The 23,577-nt window shown below is 57.8% G+C and carries 26 protein-coding genes; 19 read left to right on the top strand and 7 right to left on the bottom strand.

Features of this window, described 5'->3' with window-relative positions:
- Positions 1-2: 2 nt before the first annotated feature.
- Positions 3-278 carry a YheV family putative zinc ribbon protein gene (locus GTQ55_RS17570; RefSeq protein WP_221296254.1) on the top strand — a complete coding sequence of 92 codons (276 nt, stop codon included), beginning with the start codon at positions 3-5 and terminating at the stop codon, positions 276-278.
- An 18-nt stretch (positions 279-296) separates the two neighbouring features.
- Positions 297-1,103, top strand: coding sequence for a hypothetical protein (locus GTQ55_RS17565; protein WP_161859901.1), 807 nt, complete (start codon positions 297-299; stop codon positions 1,101-1,103).
- Positions 1,104-1,134: 31 nt separating this feature from the next.
- On the opposite strand, the gene GTQ55_RS17560 is transcribed toward GTQ55_RS17565, so the two are convergent.
- Together GTQ55_RS17560 and GTQ55_RS17555 are read right to left on the bottom strand one after the other, a co-directional pair.
- Positions 1,135-1,794, bottom strand: coding sequence for a hypothetical protein (locus GTQ55_RS17560; RefSeq protein ID WP_161859900.1), 660 nt, complete (start codon positions 1,792-1,794; stop codon positions 1,135-1,137).
- Between the two features lie 137 nt (positions 1,795-1,931).
- Complete coding sequence (locus GTQ55_RS17555; RefSeq protein ID WP_237567746.1) at positions 1,932-3,296, bottom strand: MATE family efflux transporter; 1,365 nt, start codon at positions 3,294-3,296, stop codon at positions 1,932-1,934.
- A gap of 418 nt (positions 3,297-3,714) precedes the next feature.
- Here GTQ55_RS17555 and coxB point away from each other — a divergent pair, with 418 nt between their 5' ends.
- Genes coxB through GTQ55_RS17535 form a run of 4 tightly spaced genes read left to right on the top strand, consistent with a single transcriptional unit; the run spans position 3,715 to position 7,940 of the window.
- Positions 3,715-4,875: a cytochrome c oxidase subunit II gene (gene coxB, locus GTQ55_RS17550; RefSeq protein ID WP_161859899.1), complete on the top strand. Its 1,161-nt coding sequence runs from the start codon at positions 3,715-3,717 to the stop codon at positions 4,873-4,875.
- A 24-nt stretch (positions 4,876-4,899) separates the two neighbouring features.
- Positions 4,900-6,450, top strand: coding sequence for a cytochrome c oxidase subunit I (gene ctaD / locus GTQ55_RS17545; RefSeq protein WP_161859898.1), 1,551 nt, complete (start codon positions 4,900-4,902; stop codon positions 6,448-6,450).
- A 20-nt stretch (positions 6,451-6,470) separates the two neighbouring features.
- Positions 6,471-7,043 (top strand): cytochrome c oxidase assembly protein, encoded by a 573-nt coding sequence (locus GTQ55_RS17540; protein ID WP_161859897.1) that lies wholly within the window; start codon positions 6,471-6,473, stop codon positions 7,041-7,043.
- 6 nt (positions 7,044-7,049) lie between these two features.
- Positions 7,050-7,940, top strand: coding sequence for a cytochrome c oxidase subunit 3 (locus GTQ55_RS17535; RefSeq protein ID WP_161859896.1), 891 nt, complete (start codon positions 7,050-7,052; stop codon positions 7,938-7,940).
- A 54-nt stretch (positions 7,941-7,994) separates the two neighbouring features.
- Here the strand turns inward: GTQ55_RS17535 and GTQ55_RS17530 are convergent, their stop codons facing one another.
- The gene (locus GTQ55_RS17530; protein WP_161859895.1) at positions 7,995-8,219 is read right to left on the bottom strand and encodes a DUF2909 domain-containing protein; all 225 of its coding nucleotides are present in this window, start codon (positions 8,217-8,219) and stop codon (positions 7,995-7,997) included.
- 33 nt (positions 8,220-8,252) lie between these two features.
- Here GTQ55_RS17530 and GTQ55_RS17525 point away from each other — a divergent pair, with 33 nt between their 5' ends.
- From GTQ55_RS17525 to GTQ55_RS17490, 9 genes are all read left to right on the top strand, one after another.
- On the top strand, positions 8,253-9,098 hold the full coding sequence (locus tag GTQ55_RS17525; protein WP_161859894.1) for an SURF1 family protein: 846 nt from the start codon (positions 8,253-8,255) through the stop codon (positions 9,096-9,098).
- 97 nt (positions 9,099-9,195) lie between these two features.
- The gene (locus GTQ55_RS17520; protein WP_183946628.1) at positions 9,196-9,846 is read left to right on the top strand and encodes a hypothetical protein; all 651 of its coding nucleotides are present in this window, start codon (positions 9,196-9,198) and stop codon (positions 9,844-9,846) included.
- A 48-nt stretch (positions 9,847-9,894) separates the two neighbouring features.
- On the top strand, positions 9,895-10,944 hold the full coding sequence (locus GTQ55_RS17515) for a COX15/CtaA family protein (RefSeq protein ID WP_161859893.1): 1,050 nt from the start codon (positions 9,895-9,897) through the stop codon (positions 10,942-10,944).
- Between the two features lie 148 nt (positions 10,945-11,092).
- The gene (cyoE, locus tag GTQ55_RS17510) at positions 11,093-12,001 is read left to right on the top strand and encodes a heme o synthase (protein WP_161859892.1); all 909 of its coding nucleotides are present in this window, start codon (positions 11,093-11,095) and stop codon (positions 11,999-12,001) included.
- Positions 12,002-12,003: 2 nt separating this feature from the next.
- Positions 12,004-12,672 (top strand): SCO family protein, encoded by a 669-nt coding sequence (locus tag GTQ55_RS17505; protein ID WP_161859891.1) that lies wholly within the window; start codon positions 12,004-12,006, stop codon positions 12,670-12,672.
- A gap of 83 nt (positions 12,673-12,755) precedes the next feature.
- Entirely contained in the window at positions 12,756-13,547 is a 792-nt protein-coding gene (locus tag GTQ55_RS17500; RefSeq protein WP_161859890.1) for a CPBP family intramembrane glutamic endopeptidase, read from the top strand.
- Between the two features lie 123 nt (positions 13,548-13,670).
- Positions 13,671-13,865: a hypothetical protein gene (locus tag GTQ55_RS17495; protein ID WP_161859889.1), complete on the top strand. Its 195-nt coding sequence runs from the start codon at positions 13,671-13,673 to the stop codon at positions 13,863-13,865.
- A 25-nt stretch (positions 13,866-13,890) separates the two neighbouring features.
- Entirely contained in the window at positions 13,891-14,067 is a 177-nt protein-coding gene (locus tag GTQ55_RS17810) for a hypothetical protein (protein WP_183946630.1), read from the top strand.
- A gap of 4 nt (positions 14,068-14,071) precedes the next feature.
- Complete coding sequence (locus GTQ55_RS17490; RefSeq protein ID WP_161859888.1) at positions 14,072-14,218, top strand: hypothetical protein; 147 nt, start codon at positions 14,072-14,074, stop codon at positions 14,216-14,218.
- Between the two features lie 10 nt (positions 14,219-14,228).
- Here the strand turns inward: GTQ55_RS17490 and GTQ55_RS17485 are convergent, their stop codons facing one another.
- Positions 14,229-15,035, bottom strand: coding sequence for an iron chelate uptake ABC transporter family permease subunit (locus GTQ55_RS17485; RefSeq protein ID WP_161859887.1), 807 nt, complete (start codon positions 15,033-15,035; stop codon positions 14,229-14,231).
- Positions 15,032-15,769, bottom strand: a complete 738-nt coding sequence (locus tag GTQ55_RS17480; RefSeq protein ID WP_474167543.1) for an ATP-binding cassette domain-containing protein — start codon at positions 15,767-15,769, stop codon at positions 15,032-15,034. Before GTQ55_RS17480 ends, GTQ55_RS17485 begins: the two co-directional genes overlap by 4 nt.
- 242 nt (positions 15,770-16,011) lie before the next feature.
- Between GTQ55_RS17480 and GTQ55_RS17475 the strand changes: the two genes are divergently transcribed.
- Positions 16,012-16,959, top strand: coding sequence for a metal ABC transporter substrate-binding protein (locus GTQ55_RS17475; protein WP_237567745.1), 948 nt, complete (start codon positions 16,012-16,014; stop codon positions 16,957-16,959).
- Between the two features lie 6 nt (positions 16,960-16,965).
- Here the strand turns inward: GTQ55_RS17475 and GTQ55_RS17470 are convergent, their stop codons facing one another.
- Positions 16,966-17,421: a hypothetical protein gene (locus GTQ55_RS17470; protein ID WP_161859886.1), complete on the bottom strand. Its 456-nt coding sequence runs from the start codon at positions 17,419-17,421 to the stop codon at positions 16,966-16,968.
- 199 nt (positions 17,422-17,620) lie between these two features.
- On the opposite strand from GTQ55_RS17470, the gene polA reads away from it, so the two are divergent.
- The gene (gene polA, locus GTQ55_RS17465; protein WP_161859885.1) at positions 17,621-20,365 is read left to right on the top strand and encodes a DNA polymerase I; all 2,745 of its coding nucleotides are present in this window, start codon (positions 17,621-17,623) and stop codon (positions 20,363-20,365) included.
- Between the two features lie 809 nt (positions 20,366-21,174).
- On the opposite strand, the gene yihA is transcribed toward polA, so the two are convergent.
- A complete protein-coding gene (gene yihA, locus GTQ55_RS17460) occupies positions 21,175-21,849 on the bottom strand; it encodes a ribosome biogenesis GTP-binding protein YihA/YsxC (RefSeq protein WP_161859884.1) in 675 nt (224 codons plus the stop codon).
- A 137-nt stretch (positions 21,850-21,986) separates the two neighbouring features.
- Between yihA and GTQ55_RS17455 the strand changes: the two genes are divergently transcribed.
- Both GTQ55_RS17455 and GTQ55_RS17450 read left to right on the top strand, forming a co-directional pair.
- Positions 21,987-22,637, top strand: a complete 651-nt coding sequence (locus GTQ55_RS17455) for a c-type cytochrome (RefSeq protein ID WP_161859883.1) — start codon at positions 21,987-21,989, stop codon at positions 22,635-22,637.
- Between the two features lie 205 nt (positions 22,638-22,842).
- Positions 22,843-23,520 carry a thiol:disulfide interchange protein DsbA/DsbL gene (locus tag GTQ55_RS17450; protein ID WP_161859882.1) on the top strand — a complete coding sequence of 226 codons (678 nt, stop codon included), beginning with the start codon at positions 22,843-22,845 and terminating at the stop codon, positions 23,518-23,520.
- Positions 23,521-23,577: the final 57 nt, after the last annotated feature.

The raw sequence follows: 23,577 nt of genomic DNA, 5'->3' as shown, positions 1-23,577 counted from the left end.
CCATGGGTAATGACCAGAAAGCTGAAAAGCCCATCAAGCGCCGCTTTATTGCCGGCGCCGTATGTCCCCGCTGCAGCGAGATGGACAAAATAGTCAATTACGTACTCGGTGATAAAAATTATCGTGAATGTGTAGCCTGTGGCTTCAAGGATGAGATCCGCCTGCAGGCCTCTCCGCGAGAGTTGGACACTCGCGTGAATCAAACCGATGACAGGGAAGTGGAAGAAACCGCAGTAAAAATACTGCAGCCGCCCTCCGGGCCGGCCGATAAAAAATAAGCCGCGAAAAATATTCCCTTGAAAAAACTCTACCCCCTGATTGCACTGGCGACCGTCATTATCATCGCTGCACTTTACGGTTTGGATCACTATCGTGAGGTCCGCGAGCAACAGCAGGCGCAGACTGCACATCTGATCACCCGTTGCGCCAATCAGGGGTTGCTGTCTCTGTTCACGTTGCAGGCAACGGACTGGAGCAAAAATCCTCAACAACTAAAGTTCGAAGAACAGCGTTTGAAGCAGCGTGTTGCGGCGTTGCCCGCTGCCGTTTACGACGGCAAGCCGTTTTCCGACTGGCAGGCCGCGTTGGAAGTGTGCGAGCGACTCACGGTAAATACCAATCGTCAGCATAAAACCATTTTCCGACCGCTTGCGGAAATGGCAAAAAAGGAGATCTGGAGCCTGGATACCGCCAAAAGCGAACAGTTTCAGGCAAGACGCAAGAAGGCCATCTATCGCGCGAAAATTGCCGCAGAGGCCGCGGATCGTTATCTGGATGACCTGCGTGCGGACGTCAGCCGCTTGCTGGAGGTAAGCAGGATTTCTCCCGAGGCCCGCGCGCTGAGCGACCAGCAGTTACAGGAAAATATTTTCAATACCTACCGCGAGGGACGCTTCAGCAAGCGACGGGTGCTGCAATACCTGGAGCGCCAGGAAGCTTTTTATCAGTTGCTGACCGACAACCCGAAGGGCTTTACGCTGCGTGGCGGCAGCCTGTACTTCTATAACAAGACAATACACCGCAAGGCGGACGATCTGAATCGCTCGCTGGTGCAGGGTGAGACAGATTTTTTCAGTAACTGGAGCCAGATTGTCGCGCGGTGACGATGGATAGGGCCCCTAATGGATAGGGCCCCTAGTGGGACAGATCCACATGCCGGGGCAGGGAGGGGGGGCGCATCTCGATCTGCATGTGGTGAGCAAAGTCCGGCCACTCGCCCGGTGTGTCTTCATAGCGCTGTTTGTGCAGGATCATTGACACCAGCCGGGCCGGATCCAGTTCCGCCAGTTCAAATCGCTGCAGCAGTATGTTTGCAAGATCATCCAACTGGCAGGCCAGGGACTCTCCCAACAACTCCCGCACCACCAGATTCGCCACCATCGGGTCCATTGGCAGTAGTGGTGTGCCGCAAAGCGGCTGTAGCAAGTCGTTGATCTCTTCCATGGTGCGATGGGCCAGGTAGGCTTCGTCGAGAATGGAGCCCAGGCCGTGCTCATGGGGCTGGCGTTCCGGGATTTCACTAAAGCTGTGCAGGACCAGTTCGCGCACCGGATGGAAGTTCAGGCCGCCGGCGTGACACATTTCATCGAGCCGCTGGAGCCAGCCGGGAATGGCCTGGATATAGCGAATCACGAAGCAGGTGATGTGGAGGGGTGCGTCCCGCGGTGGCAGATGAATGCTGCGGTGCAGGCTTGGCAGGGTATCGTGTAATGAGCGACGAAAGCGCCCGCGCGCCTGCTCCGCGGCGACGGCACGGTCAATACATTGCTGAATAAGTTGATAATCGTCAGACATACATCAATGCGAAAACGGCGAAACCGCCTCCACGTTTCTTTGTCTGCTGAACCCCACCGGACCATTTTCACGGCCCTTCTCAAGCGAGCGGACAAGACTGCTTAACGCTGGAAGTGGACTCGGTACCGTATCTCCAATTACCGCCAGTAGTTGTTTTTAGTGTAGTTACAAAAGTAGACCATTAATCCGGTGGAGCGTGCGACAAACCACAAAAAAAGGCTGAACCAGACGCCAGTGTTACCCCAATGTCGTGTAAACCACCAGCAGGGTAAAAACACCATCACAGTGGCGATGAACATGGTGTCACGCATTTGCCTGCTTTTTCCCGCCCCGATGAAAACTCCGTCAAGCTGATAACTCCAGACTGCCACCAGAGGCAGCGCGCATAGCCAGGGATAAAACTCTCCGGAAGCACTCAACACCGCGGGAATATTCGTAAACAGCGGCAAAATCCAGTTTTCTCCGGCAATCAGCACAAGCGTAATCAGCACCGCGGAGGCCAGCGCCCATGTGCCAGCGGCGGCGTTGGTGCGCTTGAACTGCGCCATGGAGCCGCGGCCTATTGCTCGTCCCACCAGGGATTCAGTCGCGTGCGCGAAGCCGTCCAGCGCATAGGATGTCATCATCAGTAGTTGCAGCAGAATGGCATTCGCAGCCAGCATGGTATCCCCCTGTGCGGCTCCCTGTGCAGTGAAAAATGTCAGGGTAAACAGAAGCAGGCAGGTGCGTATAAACAGGTCGGTGTTGATACGCAGTAGTTCGTACCAGGGGCCCCCATTCCGCCATGGCCAGAAATCCGCACGGTTCAGGACAGCCTGCATTTCCTCAAGTGCGGGGCGGTGGCGCTGGCGCAGCAGCCAGATACCCATGGTGAAACCGCACAGGTCAGCGCTAACCGACGCCCAGGCCGCGCCCCTCGCGCCCATATCCAGTCCCAGTATCAGGATCAGGTCGAGCAGGATGTTCAGCAGGTTGGCGATCACCAGAATCATCAGTGGGGCACGGCTGTCCTGGCGGCCGATAAAAAAACCCAGCAGGGCAAAGTTTGCCAGTGCCAGTGGTGCGCTGAGCAGGCGAATCTGCAGGTAATCGTGCGCGTGGGGACGGGCCTCGGTGCTGGCATTCATCCAATGGGTAATCAATGAGAGCAGGGGCGAGGCGAGTACAAGCAGCAGCGCACCCAGCACGACCGCGAGGCACAGTGCGCGCAGCAGCCAGGCCGCGCCGGCGCGATCGCCCTTGGCGCGGGCGACCAGCCCGGTGGTGCCCATACGCAGAAAACCGAACGCCCACAGCAGCATGGAGATCACGCTGGCGCCAATGGCAACACCGGAAAGATATTCCGGGCTGGGCAGGTGGCCGAGCACGGCCGTGTCCACAGCCCCGAGCAGAGGCACGGTAATGTTGCTCAGGATCATGGGCCAGGCGAGTTGCCAGACCCGCACGTAGGGCGCGGCAAAACGGCGCGAAATGGCACTTTGTCGGGCCCGTGAATTTTTCATGTAAGTTGGCGGTTTAATTGACTTTCTTCTGGCGATGTGTTTCTTTTGAGGCTGCTAGATGCGACAAGAGACACAGGTTGTTGGTTGTACCTTCCGGGCGACGACATCTGAAGTAAAAAATAACAAGTTGCACTGATAAGCAGTATCGCGCAGTCGAGGTCCTCGCCCGGTGTGCGAACAGTGTATGTAGTCTTGGTTTACTACAGCATGTCCACATGATGATGTGTGGAACATAACCCGATCTTCGGATCGGGGGCAGACTCCAGTCTTCCGAACGGCCAACCGCTGTTACAGGGTTTTGCTGTCTTGTGGTTTACAGCACCGCGGCTGTGCACGGGTTATTCCTGTGGCAGAACCGCTGTGATGTGACCGCAGGAAAGCGGCCCGCGAGAATAACAAACATGGAGATCTGCAGGCGATGTTGATGGGCTTAAAACGGCTGTTCGCCTTCCTGACCATCTCGGCCACCGCGTCCGAAGCTTTTGCACAGGAAACTGCGCAGAAAGCGGAAGAGGGCGTAGCGCGCTGGGGGGTCAATATGACCCAGGGGGTAACCGAAGTATCCCGAACCACTTACGATCTGCACATGCTGATTTTCTGGATCTGCGTGGCAATCGGCGTTGTGGTGTTTGGGGTGATGTTCTACAGCATGTGGCGTCACCGCAAAAGTAAGGGTTACAAGGCGGCGCAGTTTCACGAAAGTACGCTTGTGGAGTTGGCCTGGACCATTGTCCCCACGCTGATTCTCGTCGGTATGGCGATTCCCGCTACCAAAACCCTCTACGATATCTATGACACCAAGGAAGCCGATCTCGATATCATGATCACCGGCTACCAGTGGAAGTGGAAATACGACTACCTGGGTTCCGATGTCTCCTTCTTCTCCAATCTCGCCACCCCCCGCGCACAGATCGATAACCAGCAGCCAAAAAACGAAAATTACCTGCTGGAAGTGGATGAGCCGCTGGTGGTGCCGGTCAACAAGAAAATCCGTTTCCTGATTACCGCCAACGACGTGATCCACGCATGGTGGGTGCCGGATCTCGCGGTGAAAAAAGACGCTATTCCGGGCTTCGTGAATGAGTCCTGGACACGTATCGATGAGCCGGGAATCTATCGCGGGCAGTGTGCGGAACTGTGCGGCAAGGATCACGGGTTTATGCCGATTGTGGTCAAGGCGGTGCCGGAAGACGAGTATCACTCGTGGCTGAGTGATCGCGCCGCAGCCGCCGCGCGCATCAAGGAGCTGACCAACAAGACCTTCACCTTCGACGAGCTCTACGAGCGCGGCGAAAAAATCTATGCCAGTACCTGTGCTGCCTGTCACCAGCCGAACGGCCAGGGTGTGCCCGGTGCCTTCCCGGCCATTGCCGGTTCCAAAATCGCCACCGGCGCACTGGATGGCCATATGAGCATGGTGGTAAACGGCTCGTCGAAGAATCCGGCGATGCAGGCCTTTGGCGCGCAGTTGAGTGAAGTGGACCTGGCCGCGGTCATCACCTACCAGCGCAATGCCTTCGGCAACAATATGGGCGACACCGTGCAGCCCATCGACATTCTCAATTTCAAGAATAAGTAAGCAGGAGCCGAGAGGAGTTTAGTTATGGCACACGGTCCCAAACCCGGTTTTACCCGCTGGCTCTACACGACTAACCACAAAGACATCGGCTCGATGTATCTGTGGTTCAGTTTTACGATGTTCCTGCTAGGCGGTTGTATGGCGCTGGTTATCCGCGCCGAACTTTTCCAGCCCGGCCTGCAGATTGTGCAGCCGGAATTTTTCAACCAGATGACCACCATGCATGGCCTTATCATGGTGTTCGGTGCGGTGATGCCAGCCTTTGTTGGCCTCGCCAACTGGATGGTGCCGATGATGATCGGTGCTCCGGATATGGCGCTGCCGCGCATGAATAACTGGAGCTTCTGGATCCTGCCGTTCGCCTTCGCGATGCTGGCGTCCACCCTGTTCATGGAAGGTGGTGCACCGAATTTCGGGTGGACTTTCTACGCACCGCTATCCACTGAATACGCGCCGCCGAGCGTAACTTTCTTCATCTTTTCCATCCATATCATGGGTGCCTCCTCGATCATGGGGGCCATCAATATTGTCGCCACCATCCTGAACATGCGCGCACCGGGTATGACCCTGATGAAGATGCCGCTGTTTGTGTGGACCTGGCTGATTACCGCCTACCTGCTCATTGCGGTAATGCCGGTGCTGGCAGGTGTCGTGACCATGATGCTGATGGATATCCACTTCGGTACCAGCTTCTTCAGTGCCGCCGGTGGTGGTGACCCGGTCCTGTTCCAGCACGTATTCTGGTTCTTTGGACACCCCGAGGTGTACATCATGATCCTGCCGGCCTTCGGTATCGTGTCGGCGATCATTCCCACTTTTGCGCGCAAGCCGCTGTTCGGCTACAGCTCGATGGTTTACGCCACGGCATCTATCGCCTTCCTCAGCTTTATCGTGTGGGCCCACCATATGTTTACCGTGGGAATGCCGATAGCCGGTGAGCTGTTCTTCATGTACGCCACCATGCTGATCGCCGTGCCCACCGGGGTGAAGGTGTTCAACTGGGTGACCACCATGTTCCGCGGCTCGATGACCTTCGAAACACCGATGCTGTTCTCCATCGCTTTCGTGATCCTGTTTACCCTGGGTGGTTTCTCGGGGCTGATGCTCGCCATCGCCCCTGCTGACTTCCAGTACCACGACACCTACTTCGTGGTGGCACACTTCCACTATGTGCTGGTGCCCGGCGCGATCTTCTCGATCACTGCCGGCGTGTATTACTGGCTGCCCAAGTGGACCGGCAACATGTACAACGAGACCATGGGCAAGGTGCATTTCTGGATGGCATTTGTCGGCTTGAATGTCACCTTCTTCCCGATGCACTTTGTGGGTCTCGCCGGTATGCCCCGCCGTATCCCGGACTATGCCCTGCAGTTTGCCGACTTCAACCAGATCGCCAGTGTGGGCGCCTTCCTGTTCGGCGCAGCTCAGATCGTGTTCCTGTTCAATGTGATCCGGACGGTTCGCGGCGGTCACAAAGCCACCGACGAGGTCTGGGAGGATCCGCAGGGGCTGGAGTGGACAGTGCCTTCACCGGCGCCGTACCACACCTTCAGCACACCGCCGGTTGTGCGTTGAGTTAGAGGCAGGACACCGATATGGCAATGAGCGCAAACGCCAAGACCACCGTGAAAATGCTGACCCTCGCGGTCAGTATGCTCGGCTTTGCGCTATTCATCATGCCGCCGCTGTACGACGCCTTCTGCGAGATTACCGGTCTCAACGGCAAAACCGGCGATCGCTACGAAGCGGTGCCCGCCGCTGTGGATACCGCGCGGACAGTGAAAGTGCAGTTTGTTGCCAGCAACAACGAAAACATGCCGTGGGAATTCAAGCCGGGTGTGGTGGAAATGAAAGTCCATCCAGGGGAGGCCGTTGACACGGTGTTTCACGCCTACAACCCCACCGATCGCAATATGATCGGGCAGGCGATTCCCAGCCTGGTGCCATTCAAAGCTGCCAGTTATTTCCATAAAACCGAGTGTTTCTGCTTCAACCAGCAGTCACTCGCCGCCGGTGAAACTGCACAACTGGGTCTCCGATTTATTGTCGACCCGGACCTGCCGCCCGGCGTAAATACCATCACGCTTTCCTACACGCTGTTCGATGTCACGGAAAGATTGACAAAACAAGCGAACAACAAAAATACCGACCCCGAGCGAGAGGGATAAGAAACTATGGCCACTGAAAGCAGCTACTATGTTCCCGAGCAGTCCCGGCTGCCTATCTTCGCCACCATCGGCATATTCCTGACGGCCTTTGGCGCCGCCAGCTGGGTCAATGGCGGCAGCTCCTATATCTTCTTTGCCGGCGCAATCTCCATGGCCACGGTCCTGTGGTTCTGGTTTGCCGAGGTAATCAAGGAAAATATGCAGGGGCTCAACAGCGACCAGCTCAAGCGTTCCTACGTTTGGGGAATGGGGTGGTTCATCTTCTCGGAAGTGATGTTCTTCGCGGCATTTTTCGGCGCCCTGTACTACATTCGCACTTTCACCCTGCCGTGGCTCGGCGGTGAAGGTGACCGCGGCTCGTCCAATATGCTCTGGGAAGGCTTCCAGAATACATGGCCGCTCATGGTAACGCCCGATCAGGCGGTGGCTGGCGATGCGGCCAAGGTAGTGGGGCCCAAGGGAATCATTGACCCCTGGCACCTGCCGTTACTGAATACCGTGTTACTGCTCGCTTCCAGTGTCACTGTGCATATCGCGCATGTGTTTATGAAAAAAGGCAAGCGCCAGGCCTTCAACCTGTGGCTCGGTGCTACCGTCGTACTCGGCGCAGCCTTCCTGTTCTTCCAGATTGAAGAATATATGGAAGCCTACAAGCATCTTGGGCTTACCCTGGAGTCCGGTATCTACGGTACCACCTTCTTCATGCTCACCGGATTTCACGGTGCGCATGTGACTCTGGGTACGATCATGCTGCTGATCATGTTGTTGCGTTCAGTGATTGCGCATCACTTCAAGCCTGATGATCATTTCGGGTTCGAGGCCGCAAGCTGGTACTGGCACTTTGTGGACGTTGTCTGGGTAGGGCTGTTTATCTTCGTCTATGTGTTGGGTGCATAAAAAATGAGAGCAATGGGTGGATGTATCGGGCATCCACCTCATTCACTCAACCAATCAGTACTTGTTAGCCCAGGGTGCGGTATTGGATAGCGTTCCACTTTCGAACCCATACCAGATGGCGATCAACAAAAGGGTTGCAAGCGAAATACGAATTCCCAGCGCATACAGAGTACGCTTGGATTCCGGCGCACCCATGTCACGCAGTAAAAAAACGAGAGCGCTGGTCAGGCTGGCCAGCACGGCGAGAAACAACAACACGATTATTGCTTTAAGCCACATAATTTAACGCCATTTATAGAAGTACTTATTGGCATGACAGTTCCGAAAAAGTCGTCTCTCAAGGACGACAGTGCATTAATCTCCGGGACCGAATCACCCTCCACGGATATGGGAGAACCGTCGCGAGCCGCCAGTGTAGCATTTATCCGTAGCTGGCCTCTCAGCCTCCTGTGCCTGTGCCTGTTTCCCCTGCTGATTGGACTCGGTAACTGGCAGCTGCAGCGCGCCGGGGAAAAACAGCAGATACTCGATACAGTCGATGCACGCCTATCGTCACAGCCGGTAAAGATTACCGAGTTAACAACCCCCCAAACTTACACGCCCGTACGCCTGCTCGGCTTTTACACCGACGAATATCTATATCTCGACAACCGCACACGCAATGGCCGTGTCGGCTATGAAATCTTGCAGGTGTTTGAAACCGGTGACAGCGAACGCGGCAAGTCCCGCTGGCTGATCAACCGGGGATGGCTACCGGCCGGCAGGGATCGAACACAGCTTCCGGAAGTAGCCTACCCGTTGGCCGCCAAAGTCATAACCGGCTTTCTGTACCCGGTAGGGGAGTCAACGGGCGACGTACCGGGTGGTACACCTTCCAAAGTGGTGTCGCACGCACGCATCCAGGCACTGGATACTCATCTAGGCCGTCAACTAAGCCTCCAGTTTCCACAGTGGCATATTCGTCTCAGCGCAGATTCCGATACGGCATTGCTCACAGACTGGCAGCTTGTGAGTACAAATCCCCAAAAGCACCGGGGCTATGCAGTACAGTGGTTCTCCATGGCTGCAGCTTTGTTTGTGCTGTGGCTGCTGGCGGCGACCAATTTGCGCGAGCGGATACGTCAAAAGTGGTTTAAAAAACCGACAGAAAAGCGATAATCAATCGATAACAATAACGAACGCGCGCGCCCGGGCCTCTGCGCAGGTCTTTGTGGCCAACTTCCGGGAGACGCGGCGTAGCAGCGAGGTACAAACCGTGGCAGAGAACACGCATACCGAAAACGCATCTTTCGCAGACAACAACGTCCGCCAAAGCAAACCGTCGGGCCTGAGCCGCTTGGCCGGCTTTACGGTATTTGCTGCAGTAGCACTCCCCATACTGGCCGCGTACATTGTGTTTTACACGGGCTGGGGCATGCCTGTGGACACCGTCAATCAGGGCGAACTGCTAACCCCGGCGCAAAACGTTGCCGACATCGACCTGAGCGCGCGCGATGGCGGCCTGGTCAGTCTGGCCAATGACGAACCTCGGTGGCGCTACCTGATCGTGGGTGGCGAGACATGCGCGGAAGAATGCGAGAAGCTCCTGTATACCACCCGCCAGGTACACATACGCCTCAGTGAAAAGGCGGAGCGGGTAGAGCGCATCCTGGTAACGGGGCAACCGCTAACCGAATTGCGCCACCAGGCGCTCACCAGCGCGCACCCGCGCCTCCGCTTTACCACTGCCGACGAGCACCAGATTGACCAGTGGCTGGCGGACAGTGACCACGCACAGCTGGCACGACCGAGCGCACTGCTGGTAGATCAGAATGGCTTCGCCATGATGGTTTATGACAATAGCCACAGCGGCAACCAGCTGCTCAAGGACATCAAACGACTGCTGAAGTACTCCTACGAGAAGTAGAGGCCCAACACAGCGGCCCCCAGCAACATTCACCCGGGAGAGAGCGAAATGGATGTGGAATCGGACATTACCGCGCTGCGGAAAAACTACAAAAAAGACTGGCGTTTTCGCCTGGCGCTGATCGGCACCGCCCTTGCGCTGGTGGTGGTGGTGCTTGGAGCCTTCACCCGCCTCAGCCATGCCGGGCTCGGCTGTCCGGACTGGCCCGGGTGTTACGGTCATCTTTTGTGGCCCAATGAGGGCCATGAAATCGCGGCCGCCAACCAGGCGTTCCCCGATACGCCCGTGGAAACCGACAAAACCTGGCCGGAAATGGTGCACCGCTATTTTGCCGGCATGCTCCTGTTATTGGTTGCTGGTCTTACCTACATGTTCTGGCGTCGCCGCGGACATCGGGGGTTTATCCAGAGCCATATCCTGCTGGGCTTGATCGTGCTACAAGCCGCGTTTGGCATGTGGACGGTCACGCTGAAACTCTGGCCTCAGGTGGTGACCGCGCACCTGCTGGGTGGAATGGCCACGCTCTCGGTACTGTGGATGCTGGCGGAGCGATTGCGCTATCGAAAACGCCTAATTCCCCCACACGAATTTTCCGCGCTGCAAAAGCTGCGACCGCTCGCGGTGATTGCCGTCATTGCCGTTGGGCTGCAGATCGCCCTTGGTGGCTGGACCAGCTCAAACTACGCGGCCCTCGCTTGTCCGGACTTCCCCACCTGTCATAACCAGTGGTGGCCCGAAGCGGATTTTTCCCAGGGATTTAATGTTGCACAGCACATCGGCCCAAACTATCTGGGGGGTGCGCTGGAGAGCGACGCACGCACTGCAATCCACCTTGCCCATCGCATTGGCGCACTAATCGTTTCGCTGCTGGTGACCCTGCTGGCGGTGCTCACCTGGCGTGCCGGTTCCCGACGCTGGGCACAGGGGCTGCTGGTGGTATTGTGCTTGCAAGTGGGTTTGGGAATTGCGAACGTTGTGATGTTTCTGCCGCTACCGATAGCGGTAGCGCATAACGCTGGTGCCGCTCTGTTGCTGTTGAGCCTGTTGACGTTCTGCTATCGCATCAATACGGTGCAGCCGGCAATAAAACCGAATTAATTGAATATACCCGAGCAGTTGGGAGCAAGAATTGAAGGAAACATGCCGGGCGGCGTGTTTCCCGCCACCGAACTGGAACAGCGTTCGGTGCCACGAATGAGGCCACAAGGAATAAGGCCAGCATAATAACGAAAAAGAGGTGGTAACCATGAGTACCGAGGCCGTAAGTGTCCAACGCGCCAGCTGGCGCGATTACTATGAACTTACCAAACCGCGGGTGGTGATGTTGATGATACTCACCTCTGTGATCGGGATGCTGCTCGCGGTCCCGGGAATGGTGCCGCTGGATATTTTGCTGCTGGGTAATCTTGGCATTGCCCTGTGCGCGGGTTCCGCCGCCGCGGTGAATCACCTGGTCGATCGCCGGATCGACCTGAAAATGGCCCGCACCACCAACCGCCCGGTCGCTCGGGGCCGGGTGGAGCCACAAAAGGCACTTGTATTCGCCCTTGCCCTTGGTTGCAGCGGCATGGCCATATTGCTCGCCTTCGTCAACCCGCTGACCGCCTGGCTAACGCTGTTTTCCCTGCTCGGGTACGCGGTCGTCTACACCATGTTCCTCAAGCGCGCGACCCCCCAGAATATTGTGATTGGCGGACTTGCCGGAGCCGCGCCGCCCCTGCTTGGCTGGGTTGCTGTTACCGGCGACATGCACGGTCATGGACTGTTGCTCGCACTGATTATTTTTGCCTGGACACCACCCCACTTCTGGGCGCTGGCAGTGCACCGCAGAGATGATTATGCAAAAGCGGAAATTCCCATGTTGCCGATTACCCACGGGGTGGAATACACCAAGGTACATATCTTGCTGTACACCATCATATTGTTTGCGGTGAGCCTGCTTCCTTTCGCGACCGCAATGCTCGGCTGGCTGTACCTGCTTGGTGCAGTGGTATTGGGGGTTGGATTCCTCTACTGGGCGGTAGAAATGCTGCGGGATAAAAATCCCAACGCAGGCATGGAAACCTTCAAGTATTCAATCATCTATTTGATGGCACTGTTCTGCATCATGCTGCTGGATCACTATCTGGTCGCATTGCCTACCAGCGGAGTCTGAATATGAGTCAGAACGCACAGCACACACCGGACCAGAAGCGGGGTATCTATATAACGGTCGCCGTCATGGTGCTGTTTATGCTGGCGGTCGTGGCGGGTTTTCTCAATAAAATGAATCAACCGCGTGTGATCACCGATACAGAGCTGCGTGCCAATGGCGCGATAAAGCTGGAGCGCCCGAGGATCCTCGACGAATTCGAACTGGTCGCTGACACCGGCAATACATTCAGTACCACCGAGCTGGCGGGTCGCTGGACCCTGGTGTTTTTCGGCTTTACCCATTGCCCGGACGTCTGCCCGACAACCCTGGCCACATTGAATACGTTCTATCAGACACTGGACGAAAAAACCCGCGAGGACACGGATATCCTGCTGGTCTCGGTCGATCCGCAACGGGACGAGCCAGAAAAATTACACGATTACGTGCGCTACTTTAATCCTGAATTTTCCGGGGTCACCGGGGAGTTCCTTAACCTGAAGCGCTTCGCCAATCAGCTGAATGTACCTTTCAACAAGGTTCCACTGGAAGACGGTGACTACACCGTTGATCACGGATCCCAGGTGGTGTTGATCAACCCGCGCGGCCACTACCATGGGTTTTTCAAGGCACCACTGGATCCGGCAAAGATGAAGCTGACTTACCGATCTATGCGAGTTACGTATAAGGGGTAGCTTGCCCCCGATCACGGAAATTGGACTCTGCAGGGGCTATGATGGCGCCTGCCCTTTTTACCGAACCTGAAAATGGATTTTCTATGTTTTCGCTTAACGTTCAACAGGGCGCGCCGGTAATTCGCGCCGCCGAGCCTTTCGACACTAAAAGCTTATGGCTCCCCGCCGTATTTCTTTGCCTGCTCGCCATTCCGTTTGGTTGGGTCGGTGTATTTGCGCCGACAATCTGGCTGGGCCTGGTGGCGATCGAAAATACCCGCGGTGGGAAAAAAACGGCCAGTTTCCTGCTTACCGGTGTTTTGATGTTCACTGTAAACAGCGGCCTAATCCCCGGTAATGAGCACATCACGGTGCTGCCGCCTTACAACGATGCAGATGGCAATCTCATCTATGCCAGCTTCCGCCCGGCAAAGGCGGTGATTGCCCTGACCTTTGTAATTTTTATGTTGCTGCGGCCACAGCCTCTGAAGCGCGCGGACCTGCCGGTTATCGCCGCAGCCATATCCGTGCCGGTAGTGGCCGGGATTGTGTTGCTGGGTGTTTACCCGAAACTTACCGCGACCATTGCGATCGCTGCGTTGATCAACCTGCTGGTTGTGTGTATCGCGGAAGAGGGGTTTTTTCGCTGGATATTGCAGCGGGGCCTGGGGGAGTGGCTACATAAATGGCGCTGGCTCCCAACCATTCTGGTCACTGCACTATTTACCACCCTGCACACTGGTTGGGCCGCATCGCCTGTGCTGTTGACGCTGGTTGCAGTTGCCGGGCTGGGGTATGCACTGGTTTGGCAGCTACGCGGAAGCTTCTGGGCCTGCGTCCTCACCCACTGGGGCGTGAACCTCTTACACATGACGCTTCTTAAATATCCCACCTGATCGTCGCCCGGAAAGGCGCTGTCGCAAGACTCGAGCGCTTTTTGCCGCAATGGGCTAGTCTGCATAGAAGCCTGGCGGTGGTTAGACGATGCGTACACAGATTCGATTTTCAGGCACTGGCCCGTGCTAAACAGGCGGCGTTGGCTCGGCTATGCCGGGCTTGTCGTGGTGTTGCCATGGGCGGTCTGGCTGGTATTGGGGCTGTTCGGATGGGCGCCATCCATGGTGGCAGTATTCGGCATTCCCGGCCTGAGAATTCCGGCCTCGATCGCCATAGCGGGTCTGCTAATTGCCGCCATCGGGTTCTGGCAAGATTAAATCTCTGAAGGACAAGGAGCCGTACATGTTCCGGTTATCCGATCTGTTTATCTTTCTCGCGGTAGCCATCGCGTTTGCACTGTCCTGCTATCTCTGGTTCAACGGATATCGTGAGCAGGGTTTGTTTACCGCGTTGTGGGTTCCCACAATTCTGGCATTCGGTATCTACGTGAAAGTATCCGCGCTCCTGGCGCATCGGTAGCAACATGTCTGACGCGCTAATTTTCTATGTGGGCCTGGCCGTGTTCGTGCTGATGCTGATTGGCATCGGACTTACCGTGTATGGATTTCACCGCGCTGGCAGCGAGCGAGTTCAGCAGCGTCAGAATAGGCGGCGCGGTGCCGGGCGCTAGAGCAAGCGTCTTAGCTGTCGGCCCTTCGGAGTTGGCCGAGCATGAAAAGAGCGCCCGCTGCCAGCACGATGGATGGACCTGCCGGCGTGTCCCAGAGTACCGAGGCTGCGAGGCCGATCAGTACGGATATACAGCCGATCAGCGAGGCGAAGCCGGCCATCTGTTCGGGCGTTGTGGAAATCCGGCGGGCAGCGGCGGCTGGAATGATCAGCAGGGCAGTGATCAGGAGTACGCCCACCACCTTCATGGCGATGGCAATCAGCAGCGCCAGCATCAACATCAGTGCCAGTCTTATTCGCTCAACCCGAACGCCTTCCACTGCCGCGAGCTCTTCGTGCAGGGTAAACGCCAGCAGTTTGGGCCACAGTACTAACAGCAGCACGGCGATAACCGCAGAGGCGGCAGCCATCAGGGTCAGGTCCTGGGGGGAAACCGCCAGCAGGTCGCCCAGCAGCAGAGACAGCAGATCTACATTGATATCCAGCAGGCTGATGGTGATGATCCCCAGCGCCAGCATGGAGTGGGAAAGAATCCCCAATAGTGTGTCCACCGAAAGGTCCTGGCGACGCTGGAAATAGACTAGCAGCAGCGCCAACAGGCAGCTGCTTGCGCCCACGGCCAGGGTCGGCTGGACATGCAGTACAAAACCCAGGGTTACCCCGAGGAGTGCGGAGTGTGCGAGGGTGTCACCGAAGTAGGCCATCCGTCGCCATACTGCGAAACACCCCAGGGGCCCGCTGACCAGCGCGACCAATAGGCCGGCGATGAGGGCGTACCAGAGAAACTGGCTGTATAACAATTGGGTAAACTCGCTCACGGCTCGCCTCGATCACTGCTATCCGACTTGTCGCCGCCGTGCGTATGCTGCAGATGACCGTGGTCGCAGCAGTCGTCCACCACTTCGCCGCTGAGATCGTGGTGGTGGTTGTGCTGGTGGGTGTAGAGCGCAAGCTTGTCACCGAACATTTCCAGGTACACGGGATCCTTACTCACCTGTTCGGGGTGGCCATGACAGCAGATATGCTGGTTGACGCACAGCACGCGGTCGGTAGCCGCCATCACCAGATGCAGGTCGTGGGAAACCAGCAAAACGCCGCAGCCGAGTTCGTCGCGGAGCTGGGCGATTAACTGATACACCTCGCCCTGGCCACCGACATCCACACCCTGCGTGGGCTCATCCAGCACCAGAAGCTGGGGTTTTCGCGCCGCCGCGCGGGCCAGTAATACCCTTTGCATCTCTCCCCCGGACAGATCTGCAAGGCGCGCACCAGCCAAGTGGGGGGCGCCTACACGCGCCAGAGCGTCCGCAACCTTTACGTCATTAATACCCAACTGCAGAAAACGACCAACAGTCATGGGCATGGTGGCGTCGATTTGCAGGCGTTGGGGCATATAGCCCAGGCGCAGGCCAGCGCGACGCTCAACACGTCCGGAAGTCGGGCGGGTCAGACCGAGGAGAAGGCGTAACAGGGTGGTTTTGCCGGCGCCGTTGGGGCCAATTACCGTAACGATTTCCGCGGGCTGCAACTCGAGAGTTATATCCCGGAGCAGTTGCCGCCCGGCAATTTCAAGGCCGAGATTGTGGGCGCGGATAAGCGGCTGGCTGTCGGTCAGGGGAGACTCCTGTGATCTGACGGTGGATTGACGAATGAAAGACGGGGCGGAGAGCTACCCGTTACCCGAACCCGGCGGTGTGGGGTGAATGGCTGGCGAGTGTACGCTGGGTGTGATTATATCGCACTTTTTTTCACCCCAACCGGCCAAGCGCCGGAAACCGAACTGTGGTGGTCACATTGCCTGGTAGTCACGAGATTCGTCCGACGACATCTGTATTCCCGCTGATTTTCATCGCCGTCCTGGCACTCTTTCTCGCCGCCTGTGGAAAGCAGAATGCAGGTGAACCGGTGGAAACGGTTGGAAAGGCAAGCCCCGGTGACGGAGCCGCGACCCTCGTGGTCAGCATAAGGCCGTTGGCAATGATTGTCCGTGAAGTCGCCGGGCCACAGGTGTCGATCAAGCAGCTGGTGCGCAATGGAGACCCCCACCACTATGCGCCAAAGATCAGCGACCGCATGGTGATGGAGTCGGCACAGCTGGTGATCTGGTTGGGGCCGGAAATGGAATCGGTGCTGGCGCGGCAGATGGCATTGTTGCCGGCGGAAAAGCAGCTGGGGTTGTTGGCGGCCGGTGGCTACGAATTTGACGGCGCGGATGCGGCTGACCCGCATATCTGGCTGCGTCCCCGCAACGCGGCGGTGATGGCCGCACATATCGCCACGCGCCTGGCGGCACTGAACCCGTCGCAGGCGGAGGAAATTCGCGCCCGTGCGCGCGATTTTTCCCGCGCCATGGCGAACCTGCAGAAAGTTCAGGACCGGGCTCTGTGGGCCTATCGGGACGTCCCCATCGTTTCCACCCACACCGCATACAGCCAGTTTTTTGGCCCCGCCGGCGTGAAGGTGGATAGCCTCGGCAGCTCTGCCAGCCATCAGCATGGGGCCCGCGCCATGCTGGAGACACATGAATTGTCCGAAAACGGGCAGGCGCGCGGATGCCTGTTCGGTGAGGTACCTGCCAACGACCGGGATCGACAGACCGCGGGGCACCTGAATCTCGGCTATGAGGCGCTGGACCCACTGGGCACGCGCCTGCCGGCGGATGCGGATTACCCTGCGCTGATGGCGCAGTTGCTCGCCGATGCGCGCAAATGCCTGGGTGCGATTCCCGATCGCAGCCGGTAACTGCGCTCAGCTGGGTTCCTGCAGTGGTTCCTGTTCCGGCTGATTTTCCTGTGTCGGCTCGATCGCGGTGGCTTCTTCTTCCAGCTCGCTGTCCGCCTCGATTTTCAGCGCGGCCGGCTCCAGTTGCTTGAGCTGTTCCGGGGCCTGCTGCGCCACTTCCTCGCCTTCAAGGCGTTTGCCTTCCAGCTGGAACGCCTCCAGTTGCTGCAATTGCGCCTGGCGTGCCGCGCGTAACAGCTCCTGTCGCTGTTGCTGTGCAAGCTGTTCGGCACTGGACGGTATGTCCGTGGCGGCTTCCTGTGCGGAAGGCGCTGGCGTCGGATAGCCAATGACCTCCACATGTTCCATGGTTTCCGGTGTGTTCGCAGTGCCGGATACTTGGGTACTGGTTTCTTCCGTGGCGAAGGCCGCGCAGGTCAGTGCACTGGCCAACAGCCCCAAAAGTAAAGAGCGGGCGTCCATCTCGATAACCTCTGCATAATTTCCCTATACAAAGCCTAGAAGGTGGCGGAGAGAGGTGGGCGACAGTGCGATGACTGGCGCCGCTGTATCGGTGGACGGATTGATTCTGGGTGGTCGGTGCGAGCGAAAAGATGCAATCGCGGTTATCCTGTCGCCCCACAAAAGACCTGCAAATCACAATCTGGCTTCCCTTCTGTATATGAGCAACGACAAGACTTCTTCTGCGCCACTGATCCTGGTAGATGGCTCCTCTTACCTGTACCGTGCTTTTCATGCCCTGCCGCCGCTGGCCACCAGCCAGGGCCAGCCCACCGGCGCGGTGCGGGGGGTAATTTCCATGCTGCGCAAGCACCTCAAGGAGCATCCGGACAGCCCGGTGGTCGTCGTTTTTGACGCCAAAGGCAAGACCTTCCGCGACGAGCTGTTCGAAGACTACAAGTCCCATCGCCCGCCCATGCCGGACGACCTCCGTGCGCAGATCCAGCCGATCCACGACATCATCGATGCGATGGGTCTGCCGCGTCTGGTCATCGAGGGTGTGGAAGCCGACGACGTCATCGGCACCCTGGCCCTGCAAGCTGCCGACAAGGGCATCGAAGTGATCATCTCCACCGGTGACAAGGACATGGCCCAGCTGGTGCGCCCCGGGGTGACGCTGGTGAATACCATGTCCAACACCGTGCTCGATGTGGAAGGGGTGAAGGAAAAGTTCGGCGTTGGCCCGGAGCTGATCATCGACTTCCTCGCCCTGATGGGTGACAAGTCCGACAACATCCCGGGGGTGCCAGGCGTGGGTGAGAAAACCGCGCTGGCGCTGCTGCAGAACCTGGGCAGCCTGAAAGACATTTACGCGGACCTGGATGCAATCGCGCCACTCGGCTTCCGCGGTTCCAAGACGCTGGCGAAGAAAATGGCGGAGCACAAACAGGCTGCAGACATGTCCTATTTGCTCGCCACCATCAAGACCGATGTGGAAATGGACTACCGGCCGGAGACACTGGCCAACAGCGAGCCGGATACGGACAAGCTGCGGGAAATGTTCAGCGAGCTGGAATTCCGCAGCTGGGTGGATGAACTCGGTGGCAGTGACGACGCGGACTCTGCGGCGGAAGCACTCGTAGTGGAGCGAAACTACAGCATCATCACCGATGAGAAAGAGCTCGATCTCTGGCTGGAAAAGCTGAAATCCGCTGACATCTTCGCGTTTGACACAGAAACCACCAGCCTCAACTACATGCAGGCGAAACTGGTAGGGGTGAGTTTTGCCGTAGAAGCCGGCGAGGCCGCGTATTTACCGCTGGCCCACGATTACATGGGGGCTCCGGCGCAAGTTGATTTCGACAGCGCGCTGAGAAAACTGAAACCGCTGCTGGAAGACGAGCGCCTCAAAAAGGTGGGGCAGAACCTCAAGTACGACAGCCATATTCTCGCCAATTACGATATCCAGCTGCGTGGCATCGCACGCGATACCATGCTGGAATCCTACATTCTCAACAGCACTGCCAGCCGCCACGATATGGACAGCCTCGCGCAGAAGTACCTGGGCGAATCCACGGTCAAGTTTGAAGATATCGCCGGCAAGGGTGCCAAACAGCTCACCTTCAACCAGATCGAGCTGGACAAGGCAGGCCCCTACGCGGCGGAAGATGCCGACATCACCTTGCGCCTGCACCAGGACCTGAGTGGACGCCTGGCCAAAGAGCCGAGTTTGGAAAAGGTGCTGGACGAGATCGAGATGCCGCTGCTGCCGGTGCTGGTGCATATCGAGCGCAACGGGGCCTATATCGACGCGGCGATGCTGAAAAAACAGTCCGGCGAGCTGGAGCAGAAAATGCGCGAGCTGGAACAGCAGGCGTATGAGGAAGCCGGCGAGGAATTCAATCTCGGCTCCACCAAACAGCTGGGCACCATCCTGTTCGAGAAACTCGAGATCCCGGTGATCAAGAAAACCCCCAAGGGAGCACCTTCCACCGCCGAACCGGTGTTGCAGGAACTGGCCCTGTCGCACAAGCTGCCGGCGCTGATCATGCAGTACCGCGGCATGGCCAAGCTCAAGAACACCTATACCGACAAACTGCCGCAGATGATCGACCCGGCAACCGGCCGTGTACACACCTCCTACCACCAGGCGGTGGCGGCCACCGGCCGCCTGTCGTCCTCCGACCCCAACCTGCAGAACATCCCGATTCGTACGGAAGAAGGCCGCCGTATCCGTCAGGCGTTTGTGGCTGATCCGCGGATTAACGGTGGCAGCGTGATCGTGGCCGCGGATTACTCGCAGATTGAACTGCGCATCATGGCGCACCTGTCCGGCGACAAGGGGCTGCTGGATGCGTTTGCCGAAGGTGCCGACATTCACCGCGCCACCGCCGCCGAGGTATTCGAAGTGCCGGCCGACGAGGTGACCGATGAGCAGCGACGCCGCGCCAAGGCAATCAACTTCGGCCTGATCTACGGCATGAGTGCATTTGGCCTCGCCAAGCAGCTGGATATCCCGCGTGCGGATGCCCAGACCTATATCGACCGCTACTTCGAGCGCTACCCAGGTGTACTCGACTATATGGAGAGCACCCGCAAACAGGCGGCGGAGAAGGGCTATGTGGAAACCCTGTTCGGGCGCCGCCTGTACCTGCCGGAGATCAATTCTCGCAACGGCATGCAGCGCCAGGCGGCGGAGCGCACCGCGATCAATGCACCGATGCAGGGCACGGCAGCGGACATTATCAAGCGCGCGATGATCGCGGCGGATACGTGGCTGCGTGAAGAAAAACTCAAGTCCCGCCTGATCATGCAGGTGCACGATGAACTGGTACTGGAAGTGCCAGCCGACGAGCGGGATCTGGTGGTCAAGCGAATTCCGGAACTGATGCAGGCCGCCGCGGAATTGGATGTGCCGCTGATAGCGGACCTCGGGGAAGGGGCCAACTGGGACGAGGCGCACTAAAAATTTCCATTTTTTTGCGATTTTTCGGTTTCCGGTGGAACTCCACCGGAAACCGCCCCTCTAACTAAGCAAGATCGTTGAATTGAAGCATCATCCCCCAAAGCTTAGTCAGAAGCCCCTCGCCCCGAAGCTACCCCCATCGGGGCTTTTTTTTGCCCAAAATTTGTACATCTCGCGAAAGCCTGTTGACACGGCAAGACGGTGGCCGTGTCGATTTATTGCACGAGTCAGTGAAAATTTAGCCCGCCCGGGAGAATTAAGTCTCAATAACAGAATTTTTTATCCCAGCGGGGCAGGCTTGTGGGATACATTCCCGGTATCCGAATACCGGAGAGCAACACGAAGAAAAAGAGTGGGGAACCCCAGCGGCCCAGCTTAGTCTTTGTATTGAAGGAAACGCATCGGATGCAGTGGAATTTGGGTGAGAACCCAAGAGCGCGCCCGTCCCCCTGGGCGTGTTCCCCAAGGTGCCCGTCCCCAAGGGCACTGACCCCTAGCCGGCAGCTGCAATCTGCCGGCTTTTTTTTGCCCGTCATTTCTTGCCCGCGTCACCGGCCCGGTAACGGAACAAACCGCGGACTCCGCGTGCTGAGAGTGTCAATGGCGACACGCCCGCATCGCTTACCAGACGATTCTGGCCGCCGTTGTTTTCAGTTTAGTAGAAATCTGGCGGACCATTTCACATCCGGTGCGGGGCTGCAGGGTATTTTGCCCAGCGGACCCGGAGAGCGGGCTTTGTCTGCTCCCCCGTTGGAATTTGGATCAGGAACTGGCGACCCTGCGCGCCTACTTGAGTGACTTGCCAGCGCTTACGCTTCGCCGGGGTTCTCCCCCTCCGCCGGTTCGTTTCCGCTACCCTCCGGCGTCAGAGCCAGCCACTGGTTCAGGCGCGCCTCCAGTTTGTCCAGCCCCTTGCGCTTGGGCGCGGAAAAGATCTGAACCGTCACGTTCTTGTCCAGTTCCAGGGTTTTCAGCTCTTTTTCGACCGCGAAGCGGGTATTGTTGGCAGGGCCGTTTTTCAGCTTGTCTGCTTTGGTGAGCAGGATATGCGCGGGCAGACCGGAATTGACCGCCCAGGTGAGCATGTGCAGGTCGAACTCCTTCAGTGGCTGGCGGATGTCCATCAGCAGCACCAGGCCCCTGAGGCACTGGCGCTGCTCGAGATAGAAGGCCAGGTGCCGTTGCCACTCGTCCTTCATCGAGCGCGCGACCTTGGCGTAGCCGTATCCCGGTAGGTCGACAAGACGCTGCTGTTCGCTCAACGTGAAAAAGTTGATCAGCTGGGTGCGGCCCGGGGTCTTGGAGGTACGTGCCAGCTTGCCGTTGTCGGTAAGCGCATTGATGGCGCTGGACTTGCCGGCGTTGGAGCGCCCGGCAAAGGCCACTTCGGCGCCGGAGTCCTCCGGACACTCCGCCAGAGTCGGCGCGCTGGTTAAAAATTCCGCACGGCGGAAATTGATTCGTTCTACATTGGATTCAGACATGAGTCTTCCCGGTACACTCAGATGGCGCGCAAGTATATAATGCCGCGGTTTTAACGTCGCTGATGGCTGCCGGGCGTATGGTAAGCCGCCAGCAACGAAGATCGGATGCAAAATTTCAGCGCGCAACAGGACGACGTATGAACAGCATTATAAAGAAGGCCGCTCTGGCTTTGGGGATGGTGGCATTTGCCCAGTTCGGGTACGCCGCTGGTGACGCCAGTGTGGGGCAAACGAAGGCAGCCGCCTGTGCCGCCTGTCACGGTGCAGACGGCAACAGCCCGGCACCGACCTTTCCGAAAATCGCCGGCCTGGGTGAAAAGTATCTCCTCAAGCAGCTGCACGACATCAAGAGCGGTGATCGCCAGATACCCGAGATGGTCGGCCAGCTCGACAACATGAGCGAGCAGGACCTGGCGGACATCGCGGCCTACTTCGCTTCCCAGAATATCCAGATTTCGGGCTCCGAGGCGTTCTCGGTAATGCTGAATAACGGCGACAACGTCGATGGTCTGGCGCTGGGCCGCAAAATCTACCGCGCCGGTAACGCATCCAGCGGTGTTCCCGCCTGTATGGGCTGCCACTCGCCGACCGGTCAGGGCAATGCCCCGGCAGGCTTTCCGCGCCTGTCTGGCCAGTATTCCGAGTATGTGGAAAAGCAGCTGAAAGCATTCCGTGCAGGCACCCGTGCTAACGACGGCGAGAGCCGCATCATGCGTACCGCGGCCAAGCAGTTGTCCGATGCCGAGATCAAGGCGGTGGCCAACTATGTGGCTGGCGTGACCGAGTAAGCGTTTACTGACCGGGCAGCCGATTTTGGTGCCCGTTCACCAAAGGCCGGTCGCTGACCGGCCTTTTTGTTTCTGGCTGCCGCACCCGGGTTGCACCGGACTCCGGGAACTTCAATAATTTCGGCGGTCTATATTCAGCCGGGCGTCAGCTAGGGGAGACCATACTGGCCCCGTCACCCAGAATAAAAGTTTGGAGTAAGTCCCTATGAGAGCCGTTGTCGCCCTTTTCACCATGCTGCTGAGCCTTGCAGCCTGCGCCCAGGATACCCCGGGTAAATTCAAAGCAGGTCAGCATTACGAAGTACTGCCGCAGGCCGTCGCCCAGGACGACGACAGCAAAATCGAAGTCACCGAGCTGTTCTGGTACGGCTGCGGTCACTGTTACCACTTCGAGGCCCCGCTGAAGAAATGGCAGAAAACCATGCCTGCCGACGTTGCTCTGAAGAAGATCCCGGCCATCTGGCAGCCGGTGATGGAAGTGCATGCGCGCATGTTCTATGTCGCGGACGCCATGGGTGCGCTCGACAAGGTGCATGACCCGATCTTCAGCGCCATCGCCCAGCAGCGCAAAATGTTCGCAGACCGTGACGGCCGTGCCTGGAAGCCAGATGATGCGGCCATCGCGGCGATCTTCACAGACAATGGCGCCGATGGTGATAAGGCGGCCAAGCTGCTGAACTCCTTCGCCATTAACAGCAAGATCAAGCAGGGCCAGGCCAAGCAGCGCGCCTACAAGCTCAGTGGCACCCCCGAAATGGTGGTTGCTGGCAAGTACCGCGTCAGCACGTCGCTGCCGGGCCTGAAAGGTAAATCCAATGGCCAGCAGCTGATGCTGGAAGTGGTGGACTACCTGATCGAGAAAGAGCGCGCCGAGAAAGGCTGATCAACCCGGTCCGCAAAACCCCGCTTCAGCGGGGTTTTTTTATGCCTGCCAGTTATC

The sequence above is a fragment of the Microbulbifer hydrolyticus genome (genome assembly GCF_009931115.1).
In the GTDB taxonomy this organism is placed as follows: domain Bacteria; phylum Pseudomonadota; class Gammaproteobacteria; order Pseudomonadales; family Cellvibrionaceae; genus Microbulbifer; species Microbulbifer hydrolyticus.
Note: the sequence above shows the minus strand (reverse complement) of the source record. Positions and strands in the feature narration are given on the sequence as shown.